The organism is Jeotgalicoccus aerolatus (assembly GCF_014635205.1).
Lineage (GTDB): Bacteria > Bacillota > Bacilli > Staphylococcales > Salinicoccaceae > Jeotgalicoccus > Jeotgalicoccus aerolatus.
Window position 1 is genome coordinate 981,838 of record NZ_BMCN01000001.1, and the last position, 20,676, is coordinate 1,002,513.

At 40.6% G+C, this 20,676-nt stretch carries 20 protein-coding genes and 1 riboswitch; of the genes, 3 read left to right on the plus strand and 17 right to left on the minus strand.

Annotated elements, in window-relative coordinates; all coding sequences use genetic code 11:
- Window positions 1–12: 12 nt before the first annotated feature.
- The gene (locus tag IEU81_RS04970; RefSeq protein ID WP_186090543.1) at window positions 13–924 is read left to right on the plus strand and encodes a DMT family transporter; all 912 of its coding nucleotides are present in this window, start codon (window positions 13–15) and stop codon (window positions 922–924) included.
- Window positions 925–975: 51 nt separating this feature from the next.
- Here IEU81_RS04970 and xylE read toward each other — a convergent pair whose 3' ends face one another.
- Genes xylE through xylA form a run of 3 tightly spaced genes read right to left on the minus strand, consistent with a single transcriptional unit; the run spans window position 976 to window position 5,245 of the window.
- Window positions 976–2,418, minus strand: a complete 1,443-nt coding sequence (gene xylE, locus IEU81_RS04975) for a D-xylose transporter XylE (RefSeq protein WP_092597189.1) — start codon at window positions 2,416–2,418, stop codon at window positions 976–978.
- A gap of 20 nt (window positions 2,419–2,438) precedes the next feature.
- Window positions 2,439–3,920, minus strand: coding sequence for a xylulokinase (gene xylB, locus IEU81_RS04980; protein WP_092597186.1), 1,482 nt, complete (start codon window positions 3,918–3,920; stop codon window positions 2,439–2,441).
- A gap of 2 nt (window positions 3,921–3,922) precedes the next feature.
- Window positions 3,923–5,245: a xylose isomerase gene (gene xylA, locus IEU81_RS04985; protein ID WP_186090545.1), complete on the minus strand. Its 1,323-nt coding sequence runs from the start codon at window positions 5,243–5,245 to the stop codon at window positions 3,923–3,925.
- A 134-nt stretch (window positions 5,246–5,379) separates the two neighbouring features.
- Between xylA and IEU81_RS04990 the strand changes: the two genes are divergently transcribed.
- Entirely contained in the window at window positions 5,380–6,528 is a 1,149-nt protein-coding gene (locus IEU81_RS04990) for an ROK family transcriptional regulator (protein WP_186090547.1), read from the plus strand.
- 48 nt (window positions 6,529–6,576) lie between these two features.
- Here the strand turns inward: IEU81_RS04990 and IEU81_RS04995 are convergent, their stop codons facing one another.
- From IEU81_RS04995 to IEU81_RS05045, 11 genes are all read right to left on the minus strand, one after another.
- Window positions 6,577–7,614: an aldose epimerase family protein gene (locus IEU81_RS04995; RefSeq protein ID WP_186090549.1), complete on the minus strand. Its 1,038-nt coding sequence runs from the start codon at window positions 7,612–7,614 to the stop codon at window positions 6,577–6,579.
- Between the two features lie 108 nt (window positions 7,615–7,722).
- Window positions 7,723–8,274 carry a thioredoxin family protein gene (locus tag IEU81_RS05000; protein ID WP_186090550.1) on the minus strand — a complete coding sequence of 184 codons (552 nt, stop codon included), beginning with the start codon at window positions 8,272–8,274 and terminating at the stop codon, window positions 7,723–7,725.
- Window positions 8,275–8,340: 66 nt separating this feature from the next.
- A complete protein-coding gene (locus IEU81_RS05005) occupies window positions 8,341–8,736 on the minus strand; it encodes a hypothetical protein (RefSeq protein WP_092597171.1) in 396 nt (131 codons plus the stop codon).
- Window positions 8,737–8,858: 122 nt separating this feature from the next.
- Window positions 8,859–10,280: a YfcC family protein gene (locus IEU81_RS05010; RefSeq protein WP_231957178.1), complete on the minus strand. Its 1,422-nt coding sequence runs from the start codon at window positions 10,278–10,280 to the stop codon at window positions 8,859–8,861.
- Window positions 10,281–10,422: 142 nt separating this feature from the next.
- On the minus strand, window positions 10,423–11,820 hold the full coding sequence (gene sufB / locus IEU81_RS05015) for a Fe-S cluster assembly protein SufB (protein ID WP_092597168.1): 1,398 nt from the start codon (window positions 11,818–11,820) through the stop codon (window positions 10,423–10,425).
- 19 nt (window positions 11,821–11,839) lie between these two features.
- Window positions 11,840–12,280 carry a Fe-S cluster assembly sulfur transfer protein SufU gene (gene sufU, locus IEU81_RS05020; protein ID WP_092597166.1) on the minus strand — a complete coding sequence of 147 codons (441 nt, stop codon included), beginning with the start codon at window positions 12,278–12,280 and terminating at the stop codon, window positions 11,840–11,842.
- A complete protein-coding gene (locus IEU81_RS05025; RefSeq protein WP_092597163.1) occupies window positions 12,270–13,496 on the minus strand; it encodes a cysteine desulfurase in 1,227 nt (408 codons plus the stop codon). Before IEU81_RS05025 ends, sufU begins: the two co-directional genes overlap by 11 nt.
- 20 nt (window positions 13,497–13,516) lie before the next feature.
- A complete protein-coding gene (gene sufD, locus IEU81_RS05030) occupies window positions 13,517–14,830 on the minus strand; it encodes a Fe-S cluster assembly protein SufD (RefSeq protein ID WP_092597160.1) in 1,314 nt (437 codons plus the stop codon).
- A 15-nt stretch (window positions 14,831–14,845) separates the two neighbouring features.
- Window positions 14,846–15,631 (minus strand): Fe-S cluster assembly ATPase SufC, encoded by a 786-nt coding sequence (gene sufC / locus IEU81_RS05035; protein ID WP_092597157.1) that lies wholly within the window; start codon window positions 15,629–15,631, stop codon window positions 14,846–14,848.
- A 220-nt stretch (window positions 15,632–15,851) separates the two neighbouring features.
- Entirely contained in the window at window positions 15,852–16,196 is a 345-nt protein-coding gene (locus IEU81_RS05040) for a DUF4870 domain-containing protein (RefSeq protein ID WP_092597154.1), read from the minus strand.
- Between the two features lie 117 nt (window positions 16,197–16,313).
- A complete protein-coding gene (locus IEU81_RS05045; RefSeq protein WP_186090552.1) occupies window positions 16,314–16,670 on the minus strand; it encodes a DUF4870 domain-containing protein in 357 nt (118 codons plus the stop codon).
- Window positions 16,671–16,837: 167 nt separating this feature from the next.
- On the opposite strand from IEU81_RS05045, the gene cyoE reads away from it, so the two are divergent.
- Window positions 16,838–17,743, plus strand: a complete 906-nt coding sequence (gene cyoE, locus IEU81_RS05050) for a heme o synthase (RefSeq protein ID WP_092597148.1) — start codon at window positions 16,838–16,840, stop codon at window positions 17,741–17,743.
- A 127-nt stretch (window positions 17,744–17,870) separates the two neighbouring features.
- Here cyoE and IEU81_RS05055 read toward each other — a convergent pair whose 3' ends face one another.
- Genes IEU81_RS05055 through IEU81_RS05065 form a run of 3 tightly spaced genes read right to left on the minus strand, consistent with a single transcriptional unit; the run spans window position 17,871 to window position 20,462 of the window.
- The gene (locus IEU81_RS05055) at window positions 17,871–18,713 is read right to left on the minus strand and encodes a MetQ/NlpA family ABC transporter substrate-binding protein (RefSeq protein WP_092597146.1); all 843 of its coding nucleotides are present in this window, start codon (window positions 18,711–18,713) and stop codon (window positions 17,871–17,873) included.
- A gap of 37 nt (window positions 18,714–18,750) precedes the next feature.
- The gene (locus IEU81_RS05060) at window positions 18,751–19,443 is read right to left on the minus strand and encodes a methionine ABC transporter permease (protein WP_092597142.1); all 693 of its coding nucleotides are present in this window, start codon (window positions 19,441–19,443) and stop codon (window positions 18,751–18,753) included.
- Window positions 19,440–20,462, minus strand: a complete 1,023-nt coding sequence (locus IEU81_RS05065; protein WP_186090554.1) for a methionine ABC transporter ATP-binding protein — start codon at window positions 20,460–20,462, stop codon at window positions 19,440–19,442. The genes IEU81_RS05060 and IEU81_RS05065 overlap by 4 nt, the downstream gene beginning before the upstream one ends.
- Window positions 20,463–20,544: 82 nt before the next feature.
- Window positions 20,545–20,644, minus strand: a riboswitch (SAM riboswitch).
- Window positions 20,645–20,676 lie beyond the last annotated feature (32 nt).

The window sequence follows — 20,676 nt, forward strand, 5'->3', positions numbered from 1 at the left end:
GGCAAGACTGCTATGAAAAATCCTACTCATATTAAAGGTTTAATATTTGTTATTATCGGTGCTTCTCTGTGGGGTATCGGGGGCACTGCGTCCGACTATATTTTTACAGCGACACCTGTCGATGTAAACTGGTACGTCACCGCAAGACTGACTATCAGCGGTATTATCTTATTATCTATATACACTTTATTTTTCCGCCGGAAACATCGGACGGTGTGGAATAAGCATACTGTCTTAATGTTTGCCGTCTATTCCATCTTCGGCATGACGATGGTTCAGTATACATTTATGGCTGCAATCGGCTTTGGAAACGCTGCAATTGCGACTGTGCTGCAGTGTACCGGACCAATCTATATCATTCTTTATGCAGTAATGAAAAAGTACAAACCTTGGACGAAAGCCGAAGCATTGATTATCGCTGCAATGATTATCGGCGTGATCCTGATAGCGACAAACGGTAATCTGACGAATCTCGCTGTATCACCTGCTGCACTGATGTTCGGACTCGCATCCGGTGTTGCACTTGCGTATTACACGCTCCATGCACCGGTACTGCTGCAGGTTATCCATCCGCTCCAGCTCGTCGGCGGTTCAATGCTGACAGGCGGTATTCTAATGAACTTTATTCATCCGATCTGGGTGTTCGATTTCTCATTTGACTGGACTGCAATGCAGGTTATTATTCTTGCACTGTCCATTTTGCTCGGTACAACACTCGCATTCTACCTGTATATAACAAGCATGAAATACATCAGTTCAACAGAAGCCGGCATACTTGGTCTCCTGGAGCCGGTATCTGCAGTACTGACATCTGTCTTACTCCTAAATGTCGGCCTCGGCATGTATCAGGCTGCAGGTATTATTCTGATTCTCGGGGTCGGGGTATTTATCAGTACAAGAAAAGCCGAAACAGTGCAACATTAAATGAACAGCAAAAATCCGCTCCCATAACGGGAACGGATTATTTTATTTCTATTATTTAGTCTCCAAAGCATTTTCGCCAGAAAGCGCTTCTGAAGTATCTTCTTTTTTCTTCCACAGTTTTTCAAGTTCCTCAAGAGTTTTACCTTTAGTTTCAGGCAGGAACTTCCAGACGAACAGTCCTGACAGTACACACATCAGACCGTAGAAGCCGTATGTCATCGCACCGCTGACTTCCATCATGTACGGGTAGAATGAAGTAATGGTAAAGTTTGCAAGCCATTGTACCGCAACTGCGATTGCCATAGCAGCACCTCTGATTCTGTTAGGGAATATTTCTGATAATACAACCCAGACAATTGGTCCCCAGCTCATCATGAACGATGCTGTAAATATTACGATAAAGATTAGTGTTGATATACCGATTACGTTAAACGCTGACAGCATGCTGACCCCGCCCATACCGATTGCCATACCGATTGAACCGATAATCAGAAGCGGTTTTCTTCCAATCTTATCAACATATTTAATAGCAATAAGTGTAAAAATTACGTTTACAAGTCCCATTACTACTGTCTGCACCATCGATGCATCAGCACCTGCACCCAAATCTTCGAAAATTCTTGGAGCATAGTAAAGTGCAACGTTGATACCGATAAACTGCTGGAAGAACGACACCATAATACCGACAATAATCACTGTTTTACCAAATGCAAACAGCGGAGTTTTCTTTATATTTTTCTCAAGATTACGTGTTTGAACAATGTCTGCAAGCACTTTTTTAGAGTGATCTGCAGAATGATAAATTCGGTTTAATACAGCCATCGCTTTATCATCCTGTTTGTTAAGCGCAAGATATCTCGGTGTTTCCGGCACTGCAAACAGCAGCAGGAAGAACAGAAGTGCCGGTACTGCCTCTGTCAGGAACATGTATCTCCAGCCCATAGTTTCAATCCATGCTGCAGATTCCCCAAAAGCGATGCCGTAGTTAACAAAATAAACGACCAGCATACCGAAAATAATTGCGAACTGGTTCCATGAAACGAGTCTTCCCCTGATGCCTGACGGTGCCATTTCCCCGATGAACATAGGTGTTACAGCTGATGCCAGCCCGACACCGATACCGCCGATAATACGGTAAATATTAAACATAATCAAAAGTCCGAGACTTGCTTCTCCCACTTCAAAGAATAAGAGTTCAGGATACGCTGAAAGTAACGCTGAAATTGCAAGTAGAACAGCTGCAAGCTGCAGTGATCTTTTTCTTCCAAGACTTCCTGCAATTTTACCTGAAAGTAGTCCACCGATTACACACCCGATTAATGCACTCGATACTGTTACCCCGTGTATGAATGAATTATAGTCGGCTGTTATGTATTGCTGAAGGGATTGTTCTGCTCCGGATATAACAGCTGTGTCATAACCAAATAATAATCCTCCCAGTGTTGCGATTAACGTCATAGTGATTAAAAATTTCACATTATAATGCGGTTCCATCACATGACACCCCCAAAGTTTTATTTAAATTCCAATAGTTTTCCTGTAAGCCCCTGCGTCTTCTCATAAACTTCTCTGTATAATTCAAATAATTTCTTATATTGCACTTTGTTTTCAGTTATTGGAGTGAATGTCTCTTTGTAATCAATCCATTTTTCAGTAATCACTGAAAAATCTTCAAACCATTGTTCACCTATCGCTGCAATCATTGCGGCACCGTAGGCAGGTCCCTGTTCTTCAGTCCGCGTCAAAATCTCTGCATCGAAAATATCCGCCTGCATCTGCAGCCATTGACGGTTCCCTGCACCGCCTCCGATAGAAACAATACTGCTGATATTCTTGCCATTTTTACGCATAATTTCAATACTCTCATTAAGCGAGAATGTAATCCCTTCGATGACTGCTCTCTTCATATCGTTAGCATTCGTATTCGCATCAAGACCGATGAAGCTCCCTCTGATTTCTGCATCGTTGTAAGGCGTTCTTTCACCGAGAAGAAATGGAGTATATAACAACCCTTTCGCCCCGAGCGGAGACGTTTTTGCTTCTTCCATAAATTCACCGAATGTCTGGTCATCACCAAGCATTTTTTTCAGCCACTCAAGACTGTATCCTGCTGATAATGTCACACCCATTACATAATTCTGACCGCTGACACAGTGGTTGAAGTAATGTACTGATCCGTCATTCATATAATCATCTTCTTCTTCCGAAGAAAGTACAACACCTGAAGTACCGATGCTTACAAGCTGTCTCGATGAATCGGTAATACCCGCACCAAGTGCACCGCAGGCATTGTCTGCGCCGCCCTGATAGATTGAAATATCCTGTTCAATATCAAACAGCTCTTTGTTAAGTATGCCCGATTTACCATGTGAAGGAATCACTTCAGGACAGATATTTTTATCTAACCCGAGCTGTTCCAGAAGAGTCTCTGACCATTCACCCTTCTTCACATCAAACATCACTGTGCCCGCTGCATCAGACGGCTCTGCAAACACATTGCCTGTCAGACGGTAGATAACGTAGTCTTTCGGCATCATGAATTTATCGATTTTTTTATAATTTTCAGGTTCATTCTTTTTAACCCATATCAGTTTAGACAGTGTAAAACCTTCCAGAACTGTATTCTGTACATGACCGAGCAGATTATCGAGACCGATGTCAGCGATAATTTCCTTACACTCTTCTGATGTTCTCGTATCATTCCACAGTATTGCCGGTCTGATTACTTCTCCGTCTTTGTCGACAATAACCAGGCCGTGCATCTGTCCGGAAAAACTGATGCCTGTAACTTTGCTGCCGTATTCACTGTCAAGTAGGCGGCCGAGACTGCCAGCTGCCGCTTCATACCAATCTTCGGGATTCATTTCACTGTAGCCCGTTTTCTCGTGAATAGTATCGTATTTTACTTTATCACTTTTGACGACTTCTCCGTCACCGCTGACTATAATGCTTTTCAGTCCGCTCGTGCCGATATCAATGCCAATGACGTATTCCAATGTTAGACACCTCTGTTGATATTAAGAATGTACTGGTTGATTTGCGCTTTAATAAGTTCAAGATGATCAGAAGTATTAGTAATATCACTGTTGTCTAAAGCATACGCTTCTAGTTCTTCAAGGCTCGTTTCACCATCTACAATCTGACGGCCGATACCTTCTGTATAAGATTTATATTTTTCATCAACAATGTTTTCAAAGAAATTATCTTCAATCATCTGGTGTGCAACGCGCAGTCCAAGTGCAAATGCATCCATTCCTGCTATGTGAGTCAGAATCAGATCTTCCTGTTCGAATGAAGTACGTCTGGGTTTCGCATCGAAGTTAAGACCGCCTTTATCAAGTCCGCCGTTTTTAAGAATTTCATACATTGCCATAGTTGTTTCATACACATCTGTAGGGAATTCATCTGTATCCCATCCAAGAAGCGGGTGACCCTGATTGGCATCTACTGAGCCAAGCATGTCATTGTCGCGTGCGTATCTAAGTTCATGCTGGAAAGAATGACCTGCGAGCGTTGCGTGGTTAGCTTCGATATTGAATTTGAATACATCTTCCAGACCGTGTTTCTGAAGGAATGCATGTCCGCTTGCCACATCAAAGTCATACTGGTGAGATGTCGGCTCTTTCGGTTTAGGTTCAATCAGGAACTGTCCTTCATAGCCGATCTTATCTGCGTAAGCTTTAGCCAGTTTGAAGAATCGGGCCAGGTTGTCTGTTTCAAGTTTCATATCTGTATTAAGCAGGCTTTCGTAGCCTTCACGTCCGCCCCAGAATACATAGCTGCTTGCACCAAGTTCTTTAGCAATATCAAGCTGTTTTTTAACTTTAGCTGCCGCATATGCAAATACATCTGCATTTGAAGATGACGCTGCACCCAGTACGAAACGTTCATGTGAGAAGTTGTTAGCTGTATTCCAAAGCAGTTTTTTGCCTGTTTCAGCCATTTTTTCTTTAATAAGCGCAACAATCTCATCCAGGTTTTCGTTTGTTTCTTTTAAGTCTTTACCTTCCGGTGCAATATCTGCATCGTGGAAACAGAAATAATCAACGTTAAGGATTTCAAGCAGTTCGAACATCGCTTCAACTCTTGCTTTAGCTTTGTCCATTCCTTCAAGGTGATCCCAGTTACGTTTTGCAGTACCGCCGCCGAACGGGTCAGACAGGTCTTCAGTAAATGTGTGCCAGTAAGCAACACTGAACTTCATATGCTCAGCCATAGTCTTGCCGCCGATTACTTCTTGCGGATTAAAATATTTAAAACTTAAAGGATTATTTGAATATGGTCCTTCGTAGTTAATTTGTTTCTGATTGAAATAAGTCATGCTTTTTCCTCCTGAAAGTACTTTGTTTATTGGATAAACAAAGAATACATGTATTTGAAATCGCTGTCAAATAAAATTTACAAATTGTGCTATACTTTGAAGAAATCTCATTCAAAAAGACACAGGAGAACGTTATGAATAAAAGTATAGTTAATCAGCAATCCATCAAACAATTCAATACAAATAAAATTTTGAAACTGCTCACTTCGACTGAAATGATTTCAAGAGCAGAACTGGCTAAACAGACCGGTCTGAACAAGGCGACAGTCTCAAAAATTACTGACGAACTGCTCAATGAAAACCTGATTAAAGATCTTGGATACGGTATATCCAGCGGAGGCAGAAAACCGAAGTTGCTTAAATTTAACCCGGATGCAAAATATATTGTCGGCATAAAAATCGACGGCACCGATATTTACTTTACAGTAATGAATATGAAGCTCGAGAACGTTTTTACGCAGAGAATTGAAATAAACAATAATGATACTGGAATAATTGCAGAACTGCTTAAGGAGTCATTTAATCACGCCGTTAAGAAGCTCGGTATCGAGATAAAGCATATTATCGAAGTTGCCGTAGCAGTTCCTGCAACTGTAAATATTAAAGGCATGATATTACACGCGCCTAACATCGGCTGGAAGAATATCGATCTGTCTGAAGAATTCAAAGACGTATTTACAGACATCCCGATTAATACATTTAACGAAGCGAATGCCGGGGCTCTCGGTGCATTGCATCACATTACCAATCCGGAAAATACAAATCTGGTCTACGTCAGTGCCGGCATCGGTATCGGTACAGGAATTATTATTTCCGGTAATCTCTACAGAGGAAAAATGGGGCTCGCCGGAGAATTCGGGCACAACGTTATCGTCGAAAACGGGAGACAATGCCACTGCGGAAGAAAAGGGTGCTGGGAAACCTATGCATCCGAGCAGGCATTTTATGACTCTCTTGAGCGAAAAGGTCTGAAAATGGAAAAGGATATAGAAAAAGTTTTCACGGAACTGAAAAATAACAATCCCATAGCGCTTGAAGCAATGGATGAATTATCGTCATATATGAATATCGGTCTGGAAAATGTTGCACGTGCAATGAGTCCGGATTACATCATCATAGGAAACAAACTGAGACATTTTAAAAATTACTTAAATATATACGATGAAATTCAGGGCTCAAAAGTTTTATTTATAGACAAAGAAAGCCATACTACAATCGAAGGCATGGGCTTTGTTATCGCCAGAAAATACCTTTACCACGACCGTTATAATGTTAATAATTAAAGAACTAAAAAGAGTCTGCTCAAAATTTTGAGCAGATTCTTTTTAGTTCTATACTTTCGCAGCAAAACTGAATATTGTTTCTTTCTTATAAGGCACTCCTGCATCTATTCTGACATCCTGTTTTAAAGGGAGCTTCAGAGCTGCAGGCGTACATTGTGTTTCCATGCAAAATCCGGCGTGCTTTTGTGCCTTTCTGTCTTTCAGATTTATATTCTCATCAATATTATTACCCGTATAAAGAATCATGCCGGGGAAAGTTGTCGTCACTTTCATTATACGACCGCTTCTTTCATCTGTAATCACAGCAGACTTGTCATCTTCATTAAAAATGAAATAGTGATCAAAGCCTCCATTCGCGATTTCAATCTGCTCATCATCACTTGAGAAAACATCGCTGAACAAACGTCTCTCATTCAAGTCAAACAGCCCTTCAGACTGCTCAATACTCACCGGAATCAGTTCCTTATTCATCTTCAGCCATCTTTCAGTATTGCTTTTAATTACATGATTTCCTGTATCCTCAGCCGGCTCACTGCTGAGGTTAAAGTATGTATGGTTCGTCGGTATTGTGACACTTTCCGACTCAGCAGTCACTTCATATTCAAGGTTCAGTTCATTGGCCTCAGTCAAACTGTAAATAACTTTAAACAGCGGGCTGCCCGGAAATTCATTACCGGTTCTATACTGGAAGATAACTTTGTTACCTTCTATTGAACTGTCCCAGATTTTGTTGTACGGATTTAATTCACCGCTGTGGAGCAGGTTCTCCCCTTCATTGGGTGTAAATGAATACACTTCATTATTAATTATGAATTCTCCATTCTCCACTCTGCCGGCAACTGGTGTAATGACCGATCCCAGGAAATGTTCATTGCTGAAATATTCTTCAAGCATTTCATATCTCAGTACCACATTGCTGTAATCACCGTTTTTGTCAGGAACAAATATTTCAGTAATACTGCATCCGACATTGATTATTTTCACAGTCATTCCGCTGTGGTTCGTCAGAATATATTCTATAATTCCTTTATCATGCTCTTTATATGTCACACTCACAAAAACATCTCCTGTCGTAATACTTTTCATAATTATGATTTACAGTTTAGCATATAATTTTTTGAACGGATAAACGTATTTCAGAGATAAAAATAAAATCTCCTCAAAAGCCTGCGGCTTCAAAGGAGATTCTTTTTATTATTTTACTGCTAATGTTTGTTTTAAATCTGTCTCCACAGCATCCCAAAGTTCTGGTGAAGTCATGAATTTTTCTTTCATTTCTTTCTTAACTGCTGTAAATGCTGCGTCGTATTCTTCAGTACCTTTTTCCGGCATATCTTTCATAATATCTTTTTGAATAACTGCTGTCATCGGTGCACGCGGGCCCCATACAGCTGCTTCTTTTTCTTCGTTATCGATTGCGATAACTTTTGGAATTACTTTATTGCCGTTTGTTAAATAAGCGTTCATTAACTCTTCGTTATCATCTCTCAGTGAAACTTTAACGTCGATTTCTGCTTCTTCAGCGAGTTTGAAAAGAATTGCCAGGTTAAGCATGCAGTGTGAACACCATGGTTCTGCGATTACAAGCAGATTCATGTCGCTGTTTTTAAAAGATTCAAAATCATTATCTTTTGTTATTTCATGTTCGTCGTAAATTTTATCGAAGCCGTCTTTTAAATCAGTCAGCTTAGTACGATACTCGTCCGGTGTTAAAGCAATGTCATAAAATGCTTGTAAATTTTCCATTTATCTCCCTGCCTTTATAAGTTTACTAACTTCATTATAAGACCTGGATCATAAATGATACAAACATTACACTTCGCGTTTATATTTTTCAACGTCTGCATCTTTTAAATTCATAAATAAATTGACACCAAATAATATAATTGCTAAAAGGAACATCGGTCCGCCGATAAATGTAAAGATGTGCGCGACACCCGGATTGACTTGAACAAAAAATGTGCTGAAAAGGAAAAGCGGCACACCGATATGATATAACCAAAATGTTGCCGTTCCCAATCCGTTTTTCGCAAGGTGAGGGTAAATCGATAAGACAGCTCCGATTCCGAGGGTAGACAGCCAGCCGACTACGTTAACATGAGCGTGTCCTGCCGCCCAGTTCAGCTGTATCGTGTAAGACATAAACAAACCGACCGAAATACCAATAACAAGATAAAGCACCGACAATTTAATCCATGTATGACCCATTTACAGTACCTCCCATTTTCTGTATATACTTAAAGATTATCACTCTTAATAATTGTGTCAATTTTTTGACAGAATAATCAGACTAAAGTATTACAGATCAGGGAGATAATTGTTCTCAAACTTTATTGCAAGTTAATCAAGGTCGCTGCAACTAAGGCAATCGCTGCAATCACTAACCAGATGAGTACCAGTTTCCAAACAAATTTCACCCATTTAATGTAAGGAATCCCTGCGACTGCAAGTACGCCCATCAAGGATGCAGATGTTGGAATAATACTATTTGTAATCGCATCGCCATACTGATAAGCAAGTACTGCCACTTGTCTCGGTATTTCCTGCAGATCAGAAATCGGCACCATAACCGGCATTGTTGTCATTGCCTGGCCAGATCCTGACGGAATAAAGAAGTTAATGACAACTTGTACTGCCAGCATTCCTATCGCTGTCAATGCATTTGGAATATAGTCGAGCGCTGCACTCATACTGTAAATAATCGTATCGATAATTAGTCCGGACTCCAGCACAACTAAGATTGCACGGGCAAACCCTACAATAATCGCACCGTAAACAACTATCTTCATACCATCGATAAATGCATCGAATATGTTATTAAGTTTTAAGCCTCCGACAAAACCGATAATAATTCCGACAGTAAAGAAGTTCGCTGCAAGTTCTGTTAAGAACCAGCCGTAGACAAAAATACCGTAAACGTTTATCGCAATAGTCAGTGCGAATAATGCCACGATCACAATATGGCGTTTAGTCAGTTTCTTAAATTCCATATCATCTTCTACAAAGTTAAGCTGTCCGTTCTGTGCTTCTTCATATACCAGACTGCGTTTAGGATCTTTCTTCACTTTTTTAGCATAATTCATAACGAATAATATACCGGTAATCAAGACTGCTAAATAAACAATTGTCCTGAATCCCCATCCTGAAAATATCGGCAGTTCGGCAATACCATGTGCGATACCGACTGTGAACGGGTTAAACATACCGCCTATGAAACCAGCAGCAGCACCGAGTGTTACCATCGCTGTACCGACCATAGCATCATAGCCCAATGCGACAGCCAGCATAATTCCAATCGGGACAAAAATAATTGTTTCTTCTGCCATACCGGTTGTAAAGCCAAGTATAGAAAAGACTGTCATTATTACCGGGATTAACATCATTTCGTTCTTTCTGACGTTATCCATAACTTTTTGAATAATGGCTTCAATGGCCCCTGTTGCTCTAATTACTCCAAAAGCACCGCCGATAAGAAATATATAAAATATAATATCAGCAGCTTCGTTAAGTCCTGTCGGGATTGCCATAATTAAATCTAAAAATGAAACAGGATTTTGTTCCACGCCGTGGAAACTTCCGCTGACTACTTCTACTCTGTCTTCCACTTCCTGGCGGTCAAATTCACCTGCAGGAATAATGTAACTGAGTGCTGCCCCTAATATAACGATAAAGAGCAGTATCGCATATGTATGTGGAAACTTCTGGCTGATGTCACCCTTATTTTGTTCTTTCCCCTTTGTACTTTCTCCCAAATTAATCACCCCTAAAATGATATTTTCTACAATACCCTAAAGTTTTAAATCATACACTAAATATTCAAATTTATTTAAAACAGGAGCAAAGCAAAAAAACCGCCGCAAATAAATGCGGCGGTTCTAGATATATTAAAGTGTATTAACCGATTGAACCTTCCATTTCGAATGAAATCAAGCGGTTCATTTCAACTGCGTATTCCATAGGAAGTTCTTTTGTAAATGGCTCGATGAAGCCCATAACGATCATTTCTGTCGCTTCTTCTTCACCAAGACCGCGGCTCATCAGGTAGAATAACTGCTCTTCTGATACTTTCGAAACTTTCGCTTCGTGTTCAAGAGAGATATTATCATTTAAAATTTCGTTATACGGAATTGTATCCGAAGTCGATTCATTATCCATAATCAGCGTATCACATTCGATATTAGAACGTGCGCCGTGTGCTTTGCGTCCGAAGTGAACTTGACCGCGGTATGATACTTTACCGCCGCCTCTTGCAATTGATTTAGACACAATTGTTGAAGATGTGTTTGGCGCTAAGTGAATCATTTTCGCACCGGCATCCTGCAATTGTCCTTTACCAGCTAAAGCAATAGATAATGTCATACCGCGTGCGCCCTCACCTTTAAGGAAGACAGACGGGTATTTCATCGTAATTTTAGAACCGATGTTACCGTCAACCCATTCCATCGTTCCGTTTTCGTCAACGAAAGTACGTTTTGTAACCAGGTTGTAAACGTTGTTTGCCCAGTTTTGGATTGTTGTGTAACGGCAATATGCATCGCGCTTAACGATAATTTCAACGACTGCTGAGTGCAGTGAGTTCGTCGTATAAGTCGGTGCTGTACACCCTTCAACATAATGTACGCTTGAACCTTCATCACAAATGATTAAAGTACGTTCAAACTGACCCATGTTTTCAGAGTTAATACGGAAATATGCTTGCAGTGGAGTGTCGAGTTTAACTCCCGGCGGGCAGTAAATAAATGATCCGCCTGACCATACTGCTGAGTTTAAAGCAGAAAATTTATTATCAGAGAATGGTATAACTGTTCCAAAGTACTCTTTAAATAATTCTTCGTTTTCTCTTAATGCAGAGTCCGTATCTTTAAAGATAACACCTTTATCTTCAAGGTCTTTCTCCATGTTGTGGTAAACAACTTCTGATTCGTACTGTGCTGATACACCAGCTAAATATTTCTGTTCTGCTTCAGGAATACCCAGCTTGTCAAACGTACGTTTAATTTCATCAGGTACTTCATCCCAAGAGCGTTCAGTTTGTTCAGATGGTTTTACATAGTACGTAATTTCATCGAAATCAAGTTCCGATAAATCTCCGCCCCATAAAGGCATTGGTCTGTCGTAGAAATGCTGCAGAGATTTAAGACGGTAGTCCAGCATCCACTGCGGTTCTTCTTTCATTTTAGAAATTTCACGGACGATTTCTTCAGTTAATCCTCTGTCAGAACGGAATATAGAAACGTCCTTATCGTGGAAACCATATTTGTAATCGCCAATTTCTGGTGCTTGCTTAACCATATATGATCACTCCTCAATACTAATTTGTTGTGGATTCTTTAAATCCTTTTTCCAGTGCTTTCCAAGTGAGCGTCGCACATTTAATGCGTGCAGGAAATTGGCTGACTCCCTGAAGCGCTTCAATGTCTCCCATATCATCTGTAATATGGTACTCCTCACCAAGCATCATGTTTGAAAACTCATCGGCCATCGACAGCGCTTTGTCTACGGGCTGGTTCATGATCGCTTCTGTCATCATCGATGCGCTGGACATGGAAATTGAGCAGCCTTCTCCTTGAAACTTAACATCTTTAATGATGCCCGCTTCAACGTTTAATGTGAGCTGAATCTCATCTCCGCAAGTCGGGTTATTCATTTCAACTGTCATCGAACCATCTTCAATTTCACCTTTATTTCGCGGATTTTTGTAGTGGTCCATTATTACAGAGCGATACAGCTGATTAAGGTTGTTAAAATTCATACGAGAAAAACTCCTTCGTTTTTTCCAGACTTTCAATAAATTGATCGATCTCTTCGATCGTGTTGTATATATAAAAACTTGCTCTGGCTGTTGATGATGCCTCGCACCATTTCATAAGCGGCTGGGCACAATGATGTCCGGCGCGTACAGCAATACCTTCTGAATCAAGTGCAGTCGCAAGGTCATGCGGGTGCACACCTTTAAGATTGAAAGTAATTAAACCGGCACGTTTATCTTTCGCCGGACCGTAAATTTCCAGTCCTTCAATCTCAGACATTTTATCGTAAGCATATTGAACAAGTTCTTTCTCATGCTGATAAATATTATCGAGGCCTATCTCGTTAATATAATCGATGGCTGCATTCAAACCGACCGCTTCTGCAATCATCGGAGTACCTGCTTCAAATTTCACAGGCAGATCCGTCCATGTCGCTTCGGTTTTATAAACATAATCGATCATATCTCCACCGTATTCAATTGGCTCCATTTTATCAAGTAACTCAGCTTTGCCGTATAAAATACCGATACCTGTCGGTCCAAGCATTTTATGGCCGCTGAATGCATAAAAGTCAACATCTAAGTCCTGTACATCTACTTTCATGTGAGGCACAGCTTGTGCACCGTCTACAGAAATATATGCACCGTGTTCATGAGCGACTTCAGCTATTGATTTTATATCATTAATGGTGCCGAGTACATTGGATACGTGAGTGATGGCAACGATTTTCGTTTTGTCTGACATCGCTGCTTTAACGCTGTCCAGTGCGATTGTCCCGTCTTCTTCAAGTGGAATAAAGACAAGTTTTGCACCTTTACGTTTTGCAAGCTCCTGCCAGGGAACGATATTCGCGTGATGTTCCATTTCATTGACGACAATTTCATCGCCTTCCTGGATGACCAGATCGCCGAGACTGCGGGCAACAAGGTTAATTGCCGCAGTCGTGCCACGTGTATAAACGATTTCTTCAAAGCGTTTAGCATTGATAAAACTGCGTACTTTCATACGCGCTTTTTCATATGCATCTGTCGCTTTTGTACCGAGCGTGTGCACGCCGCGGTGTACGTTGGAATTGTATTCTCTGTAATAATCGTTCATCGCTTCGATAACTTTCAGCGGTGTCTGGCTCGTCGCTGATGTGTCTAAATAAATGAGGTCTTTTCCGTTTACCTGTTCACCAAGTATCGGGAAATCCTGACGTATTTTTTGTATATCCATTCGTCAGAGCCCTCCCTTCCTTAAGATAATACCTTAAGCTCGATAACCTCTTTCAGCTGTCTTCTTACAGTTTCAATAGGCAGTGCTTTTACTACCGGATCTAAGAAACCGTGAATAACTAAGCGTTCCGCTTCTTTTCTCTGGATACCGCGGCTCATTAAATAGAAGAGCTGCAAATCATCCACACGGCCGACAGATGCTGCGTGTCCAGCTGTTACGTCATCTTCATCGATAAGGAGAATCGGGTTCGCGTCACCGCGTGCTTTTTCACTGAGCATTAATACACGTGATTCCTGCTGTGCATCTGCACGTGTTGCGCCGTGTTTAATATAACCGACACCGTTAAAGATGCTCGATGCTTTATCTTTCATCACACCGTGTTTAAGAATATGACCATTAGAATCTTTACCATAGTGAATGATTTGTGTCGTGAAGTTCGCTTTCGTTTCACCGCGGCCAACTGTAACGATTTTAAGATCTGATTCAGAACGGTCACCGTTTAAGTAAGTCGTGTTGTCGTAAATAATATTTGAGTCATTCATAAGTCCTAAAGCCCAATCGATGTTCGCATCATCAGATGCGACACCGCGGCGGTTAACGTACCCTGTCATTTCTTTAGGCAGGAAGTCAACTGAACCATAAGTGACTTTAGCGTTATTTAAAGCAATAACTTCTGAAATAATGTTGATTTTCTCAGTTGAAGATTCAAGGTTTGAGAAGTAATTCTCAACGTAAGTCACTTCAGAACCTTCGTCTGCAACAAGCAGGACGTGGTTGAATAATGAAGCATCTTTATCGTCGTGAAGCACAACCATTTGAATTGGGTCTTCAATCTGCACATCTTTAGGCACGTATATGAAAATACCGCCGTTTAATAATGCAGCATGATAAGCTGATAATTTATTTTCATCGATTCTTACACCATCTGTCATAAAGTACTTCTCAAGAAGTTCAGGATGATTTTCAGTTGCGTCGATGATGTTTTCAGCAATAACACCTTTATTTTTTAAACTTTCATCCAGGCGGAGGAAAGCCGGTGTATTGTTATGCTGAATATATATATTTTTACTGTTTTCAAGGTCTATTAACTCTTTAACGCCGTCAGGCAGCTCATCTAATGCACTGTATGTGCTGCTTTCCACTGCAGGTGAAGTGACGTTAAAGAAGTCCCATTTGTCTACTTTAGTCTTGTCAGGTTTAATCATGTCAAGACTATCAAATTTTTCTACTGCTTCTTTTCTTTTACCGAGCAGGAATTCAGATTCGCCTCTGCTGTTCGCATTAGCAATAATTTCTTCCTTATTCAGTTCGAATGCATTTAATTCAGTAGCCATAGTGATCCTCCCGTCTTATTTATCTTCTGCGCTGGCAGCTTCGTCATCGATGCCCAGTTCTTCTTTAATCCAGTCGTAACCTTCAGACTCTAAACGTTCAGCAAGTTCTTTGCCGCCTGATTTAACAACTTTACCTTTCATCATTACGTGAACAACATCTGGTGTAATGTAGTTAAGCAGACGCTGATAGTGAGTAATGATTAAAGAACCGAAGTCCTGTCCGCGTAGTTTGTTGATTCCTTCAGAAACTACTCTTAACGCATCAATATCAAGACCTGAGTCAATCTCATCCAGGATACCGAATTTTGGTTCAAGCATCATCAGCTGAAGAATTTCATTGCGTTTTTTCTCCCCGCCTGAGAAACCTTCGTTTAGGTAACGCGTCGCCATGTCCGGGTCCATTTCAAGGTATTCCATATTTTTATCCAGTTTTTTAATGAACTGCATTAAGTTGATTTCGTCGCCTTCTTCGCGCTGTGCGTTAATTGCAGAACGCAGGAAATCAGAGTTAGTTACGCCTGAAATTTCAGAAGGATACTGCATTCCAAGGAATAAACCAGCTTGAGCACGCTCGTCCACTTCCATTTCCAGAATGTTTTCACCGTCAAGAAGAATTTCACCTTCAGTAACGTCGTAGCTCGGGTGACCCATAATAGCCTGTGCTAATGTAGATTTACCAGTACCATTTGGCCCCATTACAGCGTGAATTTCACCCTGTTTAAGTGTTAAGTCAACACCCTTTAATATTTCTTTACCGTCTATTTCAACGTGTAGATTCTTAATTTCTAAAACAGATGCCATGTCTAATCCTCCAATTGAAATTTAGATTTCTAATACTACTATAGTTTATAATAATTCTAATCTATAGTCAAAGTACCAGACTCTTTGCAACACCTGTATATTATACCTTAGAAAGTGCGGAGTTTAAAGGTTTCAAGCTTTGAAAAAGATAAAACTTATAAAAAGAAAAAAACACTTCTAAATGACTTTTATATCATTTAGAAGTGTAAAATTTCTTTACTTATTTAAAGATATCAATTGTAAACGGGGGCTTATACGCATTACCGTTAATCGCTTTAACGATCCCGATAATCGCAAATACGTAAAACACCACTGTCACAATCGGGCCAATTACAAAACCGATTAGTATAACCGACGTTAACCAGGCAACGAACATGTAAATTGTGTACGATAATCCAAAGTTTGCCACATCACGCAGTGCCGTAGCCGTTGCAGGATCATCATCCTTTTTCAACGCCCATATTAAAAGCGGGCCGACTACCGCTGTAAATAGAGAGATTATATATGAGACGAGAACTAAGGTGCTGTCAAAACCATTTCTGTTTTCATTGTTAAATTCATTCATTAGATTTCCTCCTCTTTTACAGAGTTAAATTACACTTTAATCATAACATTTCTAATCAACCAGAACAAATATTTGGAGTAAAAAACCAGACAGCATCTGCTGTCTGGCAAAGGGGTATTATTTTATAAAATCAATCGTAAACGGCGCTTTGTATATTTCACCGTCCGATGATTTAACAATGCCTATAATAATGAAAATGTAAAATGCGACAGTAACTGCCGGAGTCAGTATATAGCCAATCAGTATAACTGTCAGCAAGCCTGAAATAATTAAATAAATAGTATACGAGATACCAAAATTAACGAGGTTTCGTAAAGCTGCTTCTGTTGCAGGGTCATCATCTTTTTTAATTGCCCATACAATCAGCGGTCCGATTACAGCAGTAAAGAACATTAAAACATACGTGATAATGACTAGCGTTTTATCAAATCCGCCATGAACTAAATTGTAATCCTGCCAATCTTCCTGAGCCATGAAAACACTCTCCTTTATTTGTTAGTACTATTAGTACCCTGTATTTTAGAGGCAAAAACATTTGAAATTCACAAAAACTATGATTTCATACATTTCGCTAATCTGGGCCTACTGGTATAATGTACTGTACACGATTACGACGATTATAATACTTGCGAGGGAATTTTTTGAAAACACATAACGAATCTTCTGATACTGCATCTAAACTTATAAATTTTTTTACGGATATAAAGTATTTACTTAAAGGCAAAGTACTCGTCGCGAATGTACTTCCTGTCTTTACCGCCTATTGGCTGGCACTGCATTTTAATAATGAAAGTTTTTCAGATCACTGGCTGCTGTTCGTATTAACCATGATCGGCAGCACGCTGGTCATTTCCGGCGCCCTTATGTTTAACAACTGGTTTGAACACGACCTCGATAAAAAAATGGACCGTACCCGGCGCCGGCCGACCGTTACCGGTTCCTTTACATTAAAAGGTGTTTTGACCGCTGCAATTATTACTACTGCTGCCGGTATGCTCATGATGATGTTTACAACACTTGAAGCTGCATTGTATTCATTTTTAGGCTGGTTTTTCTATGTTGTCTTATATACCTTTTGGTCCAAGAGGAGATACACGATTAATACGATCATCGGAAGCATTTCAGGTTCCTTTACACCGCTGATCGGCTGGGCTGCGATTGCACCAGCAAATCATGTCATCCCTGTATCACTTTTTTATATATTATTTATATGGCAAATCCCCCATACGCTGGCGATTGCGATTAAACGACTTGAAGATTACACACGTGCCGGCGTGCCAATGCTGCCGGTCGTTATTGGGGTTAACGCAACAGTCAGGCAAAACCTGTACTACGTTATTGCCCTGCTGCCAGTTCCATTCGTTTTACTCGGCACCTTCGGCTGGATATTCTTTATTGTATCAATGCTTTTGACTGTCGGCTGGATTCTGCTGTCGATTCGGGGCTGCACTATTCAAGATAAAAAACGCTGGGCCAATATTAATCTGAAATACTCATTAATCTATTTAATAGTGTTATTCATGTTAATGATTGTCCTGACAATATAACTCTTTTTAAGAACGGCCAAATGTCGGCCGTTCTTTTTTTAGCTGTAGGGCAAGCTAGATAATTCGGGTATGGTTTTCATTATGAATGAAACAAAAAAAGCACCCCGCAGGGTGCTTTTTCATCATCTTATTCAGCCGGTATAATCGTACCGCCGTATTCTTCTTCGATAAACTGTGTAATTTCTTCAGATTGAAGCACTTCGATTAATCTTTGCAGTTCAGGGCGTTCTTCATCACCTGATCTTACCGCGATAAGGTTAGCGTAAGGTGATTCTCCGTCTTCAACGACGATTGAATCTTCAACAGGGTTTAAGCCAGCGTCGATTGCAAAGTTAGCATTGATAATGACTGCCGGTGCTTCATTATTTTCGTACATGCTGACTAACAGCTCAGGTGCTGTATTGTTGTCGAACTCGAAGTTGTGCGGGTTTTCTGTAATATCATCAAATGTTGCATCTTGAATGTCGATGCCTTCTTCGATTTCAACTAAGCCTGCATTAACGAAGAATGACAGGAAGCGTCCTTCTTCGGCCGGGTTATTTGATACGAGAATTGTCGAGCCGTCCGGGATGTCTTCCAGTGACTCGTAGTCGTTTGAATATACTGCCATTGGCTCGATATGTACGTTGCCGATGCTAGTCAGGTCGTAGCCGTGTGATTCTACTTCACCGTCTAAATATGGTGTATGCTGGAAAAAGTTAGCATCTACTTCTTCATCTGATAACAGTCTGTTTGGCGTTGTGTAGTCGTTAACGATTTCAACATTAACAGTCAAATCTTCTTCAGCTAAGATCTCAGCTGCTTTTTCTAAAATTTCAGCGTGCGGTGCCGGTGATGCTGCAACTGTAATTTCAGCCGGTTCACCTTCTGCGCCGCCTTCTGCTGAGTCAGATGACTCAGATTCATTTCCGCAAGCTGCTAATACTAACACGAGTGCAAATAGAGTAACAAAACTAAATAATTTCTTCATGCAATGGCCTCTTTTCATATTGTTTTATATTTGATAATCAGCGTTTATCGACTGCTCTTGATGTAAAGTCTCCAATAATCTGGATGATAAAAACGATGATCAGAATAACTACTGTTGCAACAAGTGTGACGTCCGGCTGGTTTCGGGTAAAACCGACCATATACGCAAGATTACCGAGCCCGCCTGCACCGATTACTCCGGCAATTGCAGTTGAACCGACGAGCATAATTGATGTCACTGTAATACCAGAAATTAGTGCTGGAAGTGATTCCGGTATCAGCACTTTCCAAATGAGTGTCCAAGTATTGGCACCCATCGATTCGGCTGCTTCAATCACACCTTTGTCAATTTCTTTCAAACCGATTTCAACGAGTCTGGCAAAGAAGGGGGCGGAGCCGATAATTAATGCTGGCAAAGCACCGTTCGATCCCATTACTGTTCCCATAATCGCTTTAGTAAACGGCATGATTAAAATAATCAGGATAATGAATGGAATGGCTCTGAACAAGTTAACGATAAAGGACGTCGCCCCGTAAACCGGTGCTGACACTGCATTGCTGCTTTTCTTCGACATAAAGAGAATAATTCCCAAAATCAAACCGATAATAAATGCAACAACTGTCGCAATGACCGTCATATATATCGTTTCATAAGTCGCTTCAAGCACATCTTCCCACTTCACATTTTCGAAAGTGAACATTTCTTTAAGAGTTGTTATAAATTCATTCATTGACTCTCAACCTCCAGTGTGACATCGTGTCTCGCAAATTCTTCAGTAATCGTTTCGAGCGTCTCTTGATTAATATCGAGTGCGATAAACAGGTGACCGTACGATTCCTGATTCGTCTGCTTTATATTTCCGGACAGAATATTCATGTCGAGGCTGTAATTTCTAATCACTTCAGAAACAATCGGCGATTTTGTCTGCGTGCCGACAAATGTCAGTTTAACGATTGTCGACGTCGGGAATGCCTGCTTAATTTCATCCATTGCCACGGTGTGATCGTCATCTGAAATATCATCTTTAACAAAGCGTTTCGTGACTTCCGACTGCGGATTTTGGAATAACTCTATTACAGGTCCGACTTCTACAACTTTACCGTTTTCCATGACCGCAGCGCGGTCGCATATTTTTCTGATGACATGCATTTCATGAGTAATTAAAACAATTGTTAAATTCATTGTTTTTGTAATATCGACGAGTAGATCCAGCACTTCATCAGTCGTTTCCGGGTCGAGCGCGCTCGTTGCCTCATCACATAAAAGTACTTCAGGTTCATTCGATAAAGCCCGGGCAATACCGACACGCTGTTTCTGACCGCCTGACAATTCACTTGGGTAGTTGTTTTCCCTGCCTTCAAGTCCAACCAGTCTAATCAGTTCTGCAACGCGCGCCTCGCGGTCTTTTTTCGGTACGCCGGCAATTTCTAAAGGAAAGCTGATATTTTCTGCTACTGTCCGTGACCACAGCAAGTTAAAATGCTGGAATATCATCGAGACTTTCTGGCGTTTTTTTCTCAGCTCCTTCATCGTCATCTTGCTGATTTCATCACCTGTGACGGTGACGGTCCCTTCAGACGGCTGCTCCAGACCGTTCAAGAGTCTGATTAAAGTCGATTTGCCGGCGCCTGAATATCCGATAACGCCAAAGATCTCTCCTGCTTTAACGTTCAATTCCACGTTATCTACAGCAGTGATATTCTGGTTTTTAGTTTTAAATATTTTACTGACATTACTAATATCTATCATAATAAATTTCCCTTTCTTATTTAACGGAAAAATTAAAAAAGCCTACTCCAAAAATGAGTAGGCTTTCTAACGTTCATTCGGCCTCTCATCTTTGGATTTTAAATCCAGTGATTTGGCACCTTGTCACAATGACGGTTGCCGTGGCTTCTTAGGGCACATCCCTCCACCACTCTTGATAAGAGTTTCTATTCGATTGAAATTCATATTATCAGAC

Bases quoted from the DNA above. Each gene is read 5' to 3' on its own strand.
- IEU81_RS04970 (WP_186090543.1), top strand. From the start codon at position 13: ATGAAAAATCCTACTCATATTAAAGGTTTAATATTTGTTATTATCGGT.
- xylE (WP_092597189.1), bottom strand. From the start codon at position 2,418: ATGGAACCGCATTATAATGTGAAATTTTTAATCACTATGACGTTAATC.
- xylA (WP_186090545.1), bottom strand. From the start codon at position 5,245: ATGACTTATTTCAATCAGAAACAAATTAACTACGAAGGACCATATTCA.
- IEU81_RS04990 (WP_186090547.1), top strand. From the start codon at position 5,380: ATGAATAAAAGTATAGTTAATCAGCAATCCATCAAACAATTCAATACA.
- IEU81_RS04995 (WP_186090549.1), bottom strand. From the start codon at position 7,614: ATGAAAAGTATTACGACAGGAGATGTTTTTGTGAGTGTGACATATAAA.
- IEU81_RS05000 (WP_186090550.1), bottom strand. From the start codon at position 8,274: ATGGAAAATTTACAAGCATTTTATGACATTGCTTTAACACCGGACGAG.
- IEU81_RS05005 (WP_092597171.1), bottom strand. From the start codon at position 8,736: ATGGGTCATACATGGATTAAATTGTCGGTGCTTTATCTTGTTATTGGT.
- sufB (WP_092597168.1), bottom strand. From the start codon at position 11,820: ATGGTTAAGCAAGCACCAGAAATTGGCGATTACAAATATGGTTTCCAC.
- sufU (WP_092597166.1), bottom strand. From the start codon at position 12,280: ATGAATTTTAACAACCTTAATCAGCTGTATCGCTCTGTAATAATGGAC.
- IEU81_RS05025 (WP_092597163.1), bottom strand. From the start codon at position 13,496: ATGGATATACAAAAAATACGTCAGGATTTCCCGATACTTGGTGAACAG.
- sufD (WP_092597160.1), bottom strand. From the start codon at position 14,830: ATGGCTACTGAATTAAATGCATTCGAACTGAATAAGGAAGAAATTATT.
- sufC (WP_092597157.1), bottom strand. From the start codon at position 15,631: ATGGCATCTGTTTTAGAAATTAAGAATCTACACGTTGAAATAGACGGT.
- IEU81_RS05040 (WP_092597154.1), bottom strand. From the start codon at position 16,196: ATGAATGAATTTAACAATGAAAACAGAAATGGTTTTGACAGCACCTTA.
- IEU81_RS05045 (WP_186090552.1), bottom strand. From the start codon at position 16,670: ATGGCTCAGGAAGATTGGCAGGATTACAATTTAGTTCATGGCGGATTT.
- IEU81_RS05055 (WP_092597146.1), bottom strand. From the start codon at position 18,713: ATGAAGAAATTATTTAGTTTTGTTACTCTATTTGCACTCGTGTTAGTA.
- IEU81_RS05060 (WP_092597142.1), bottom strand. From the start codon at position 19,443: ATGAATGAATTTATAACAACTCTTAAAGAAATGTTCACTTTCGAAAAT.
- IEU81_RS05065 (WP_186090554.1), bottom strand. From the start codon at position 20,462: ATGATAGATATTAGTAATGTCAGTAAAATATTTAAAACTAAAAACCAG.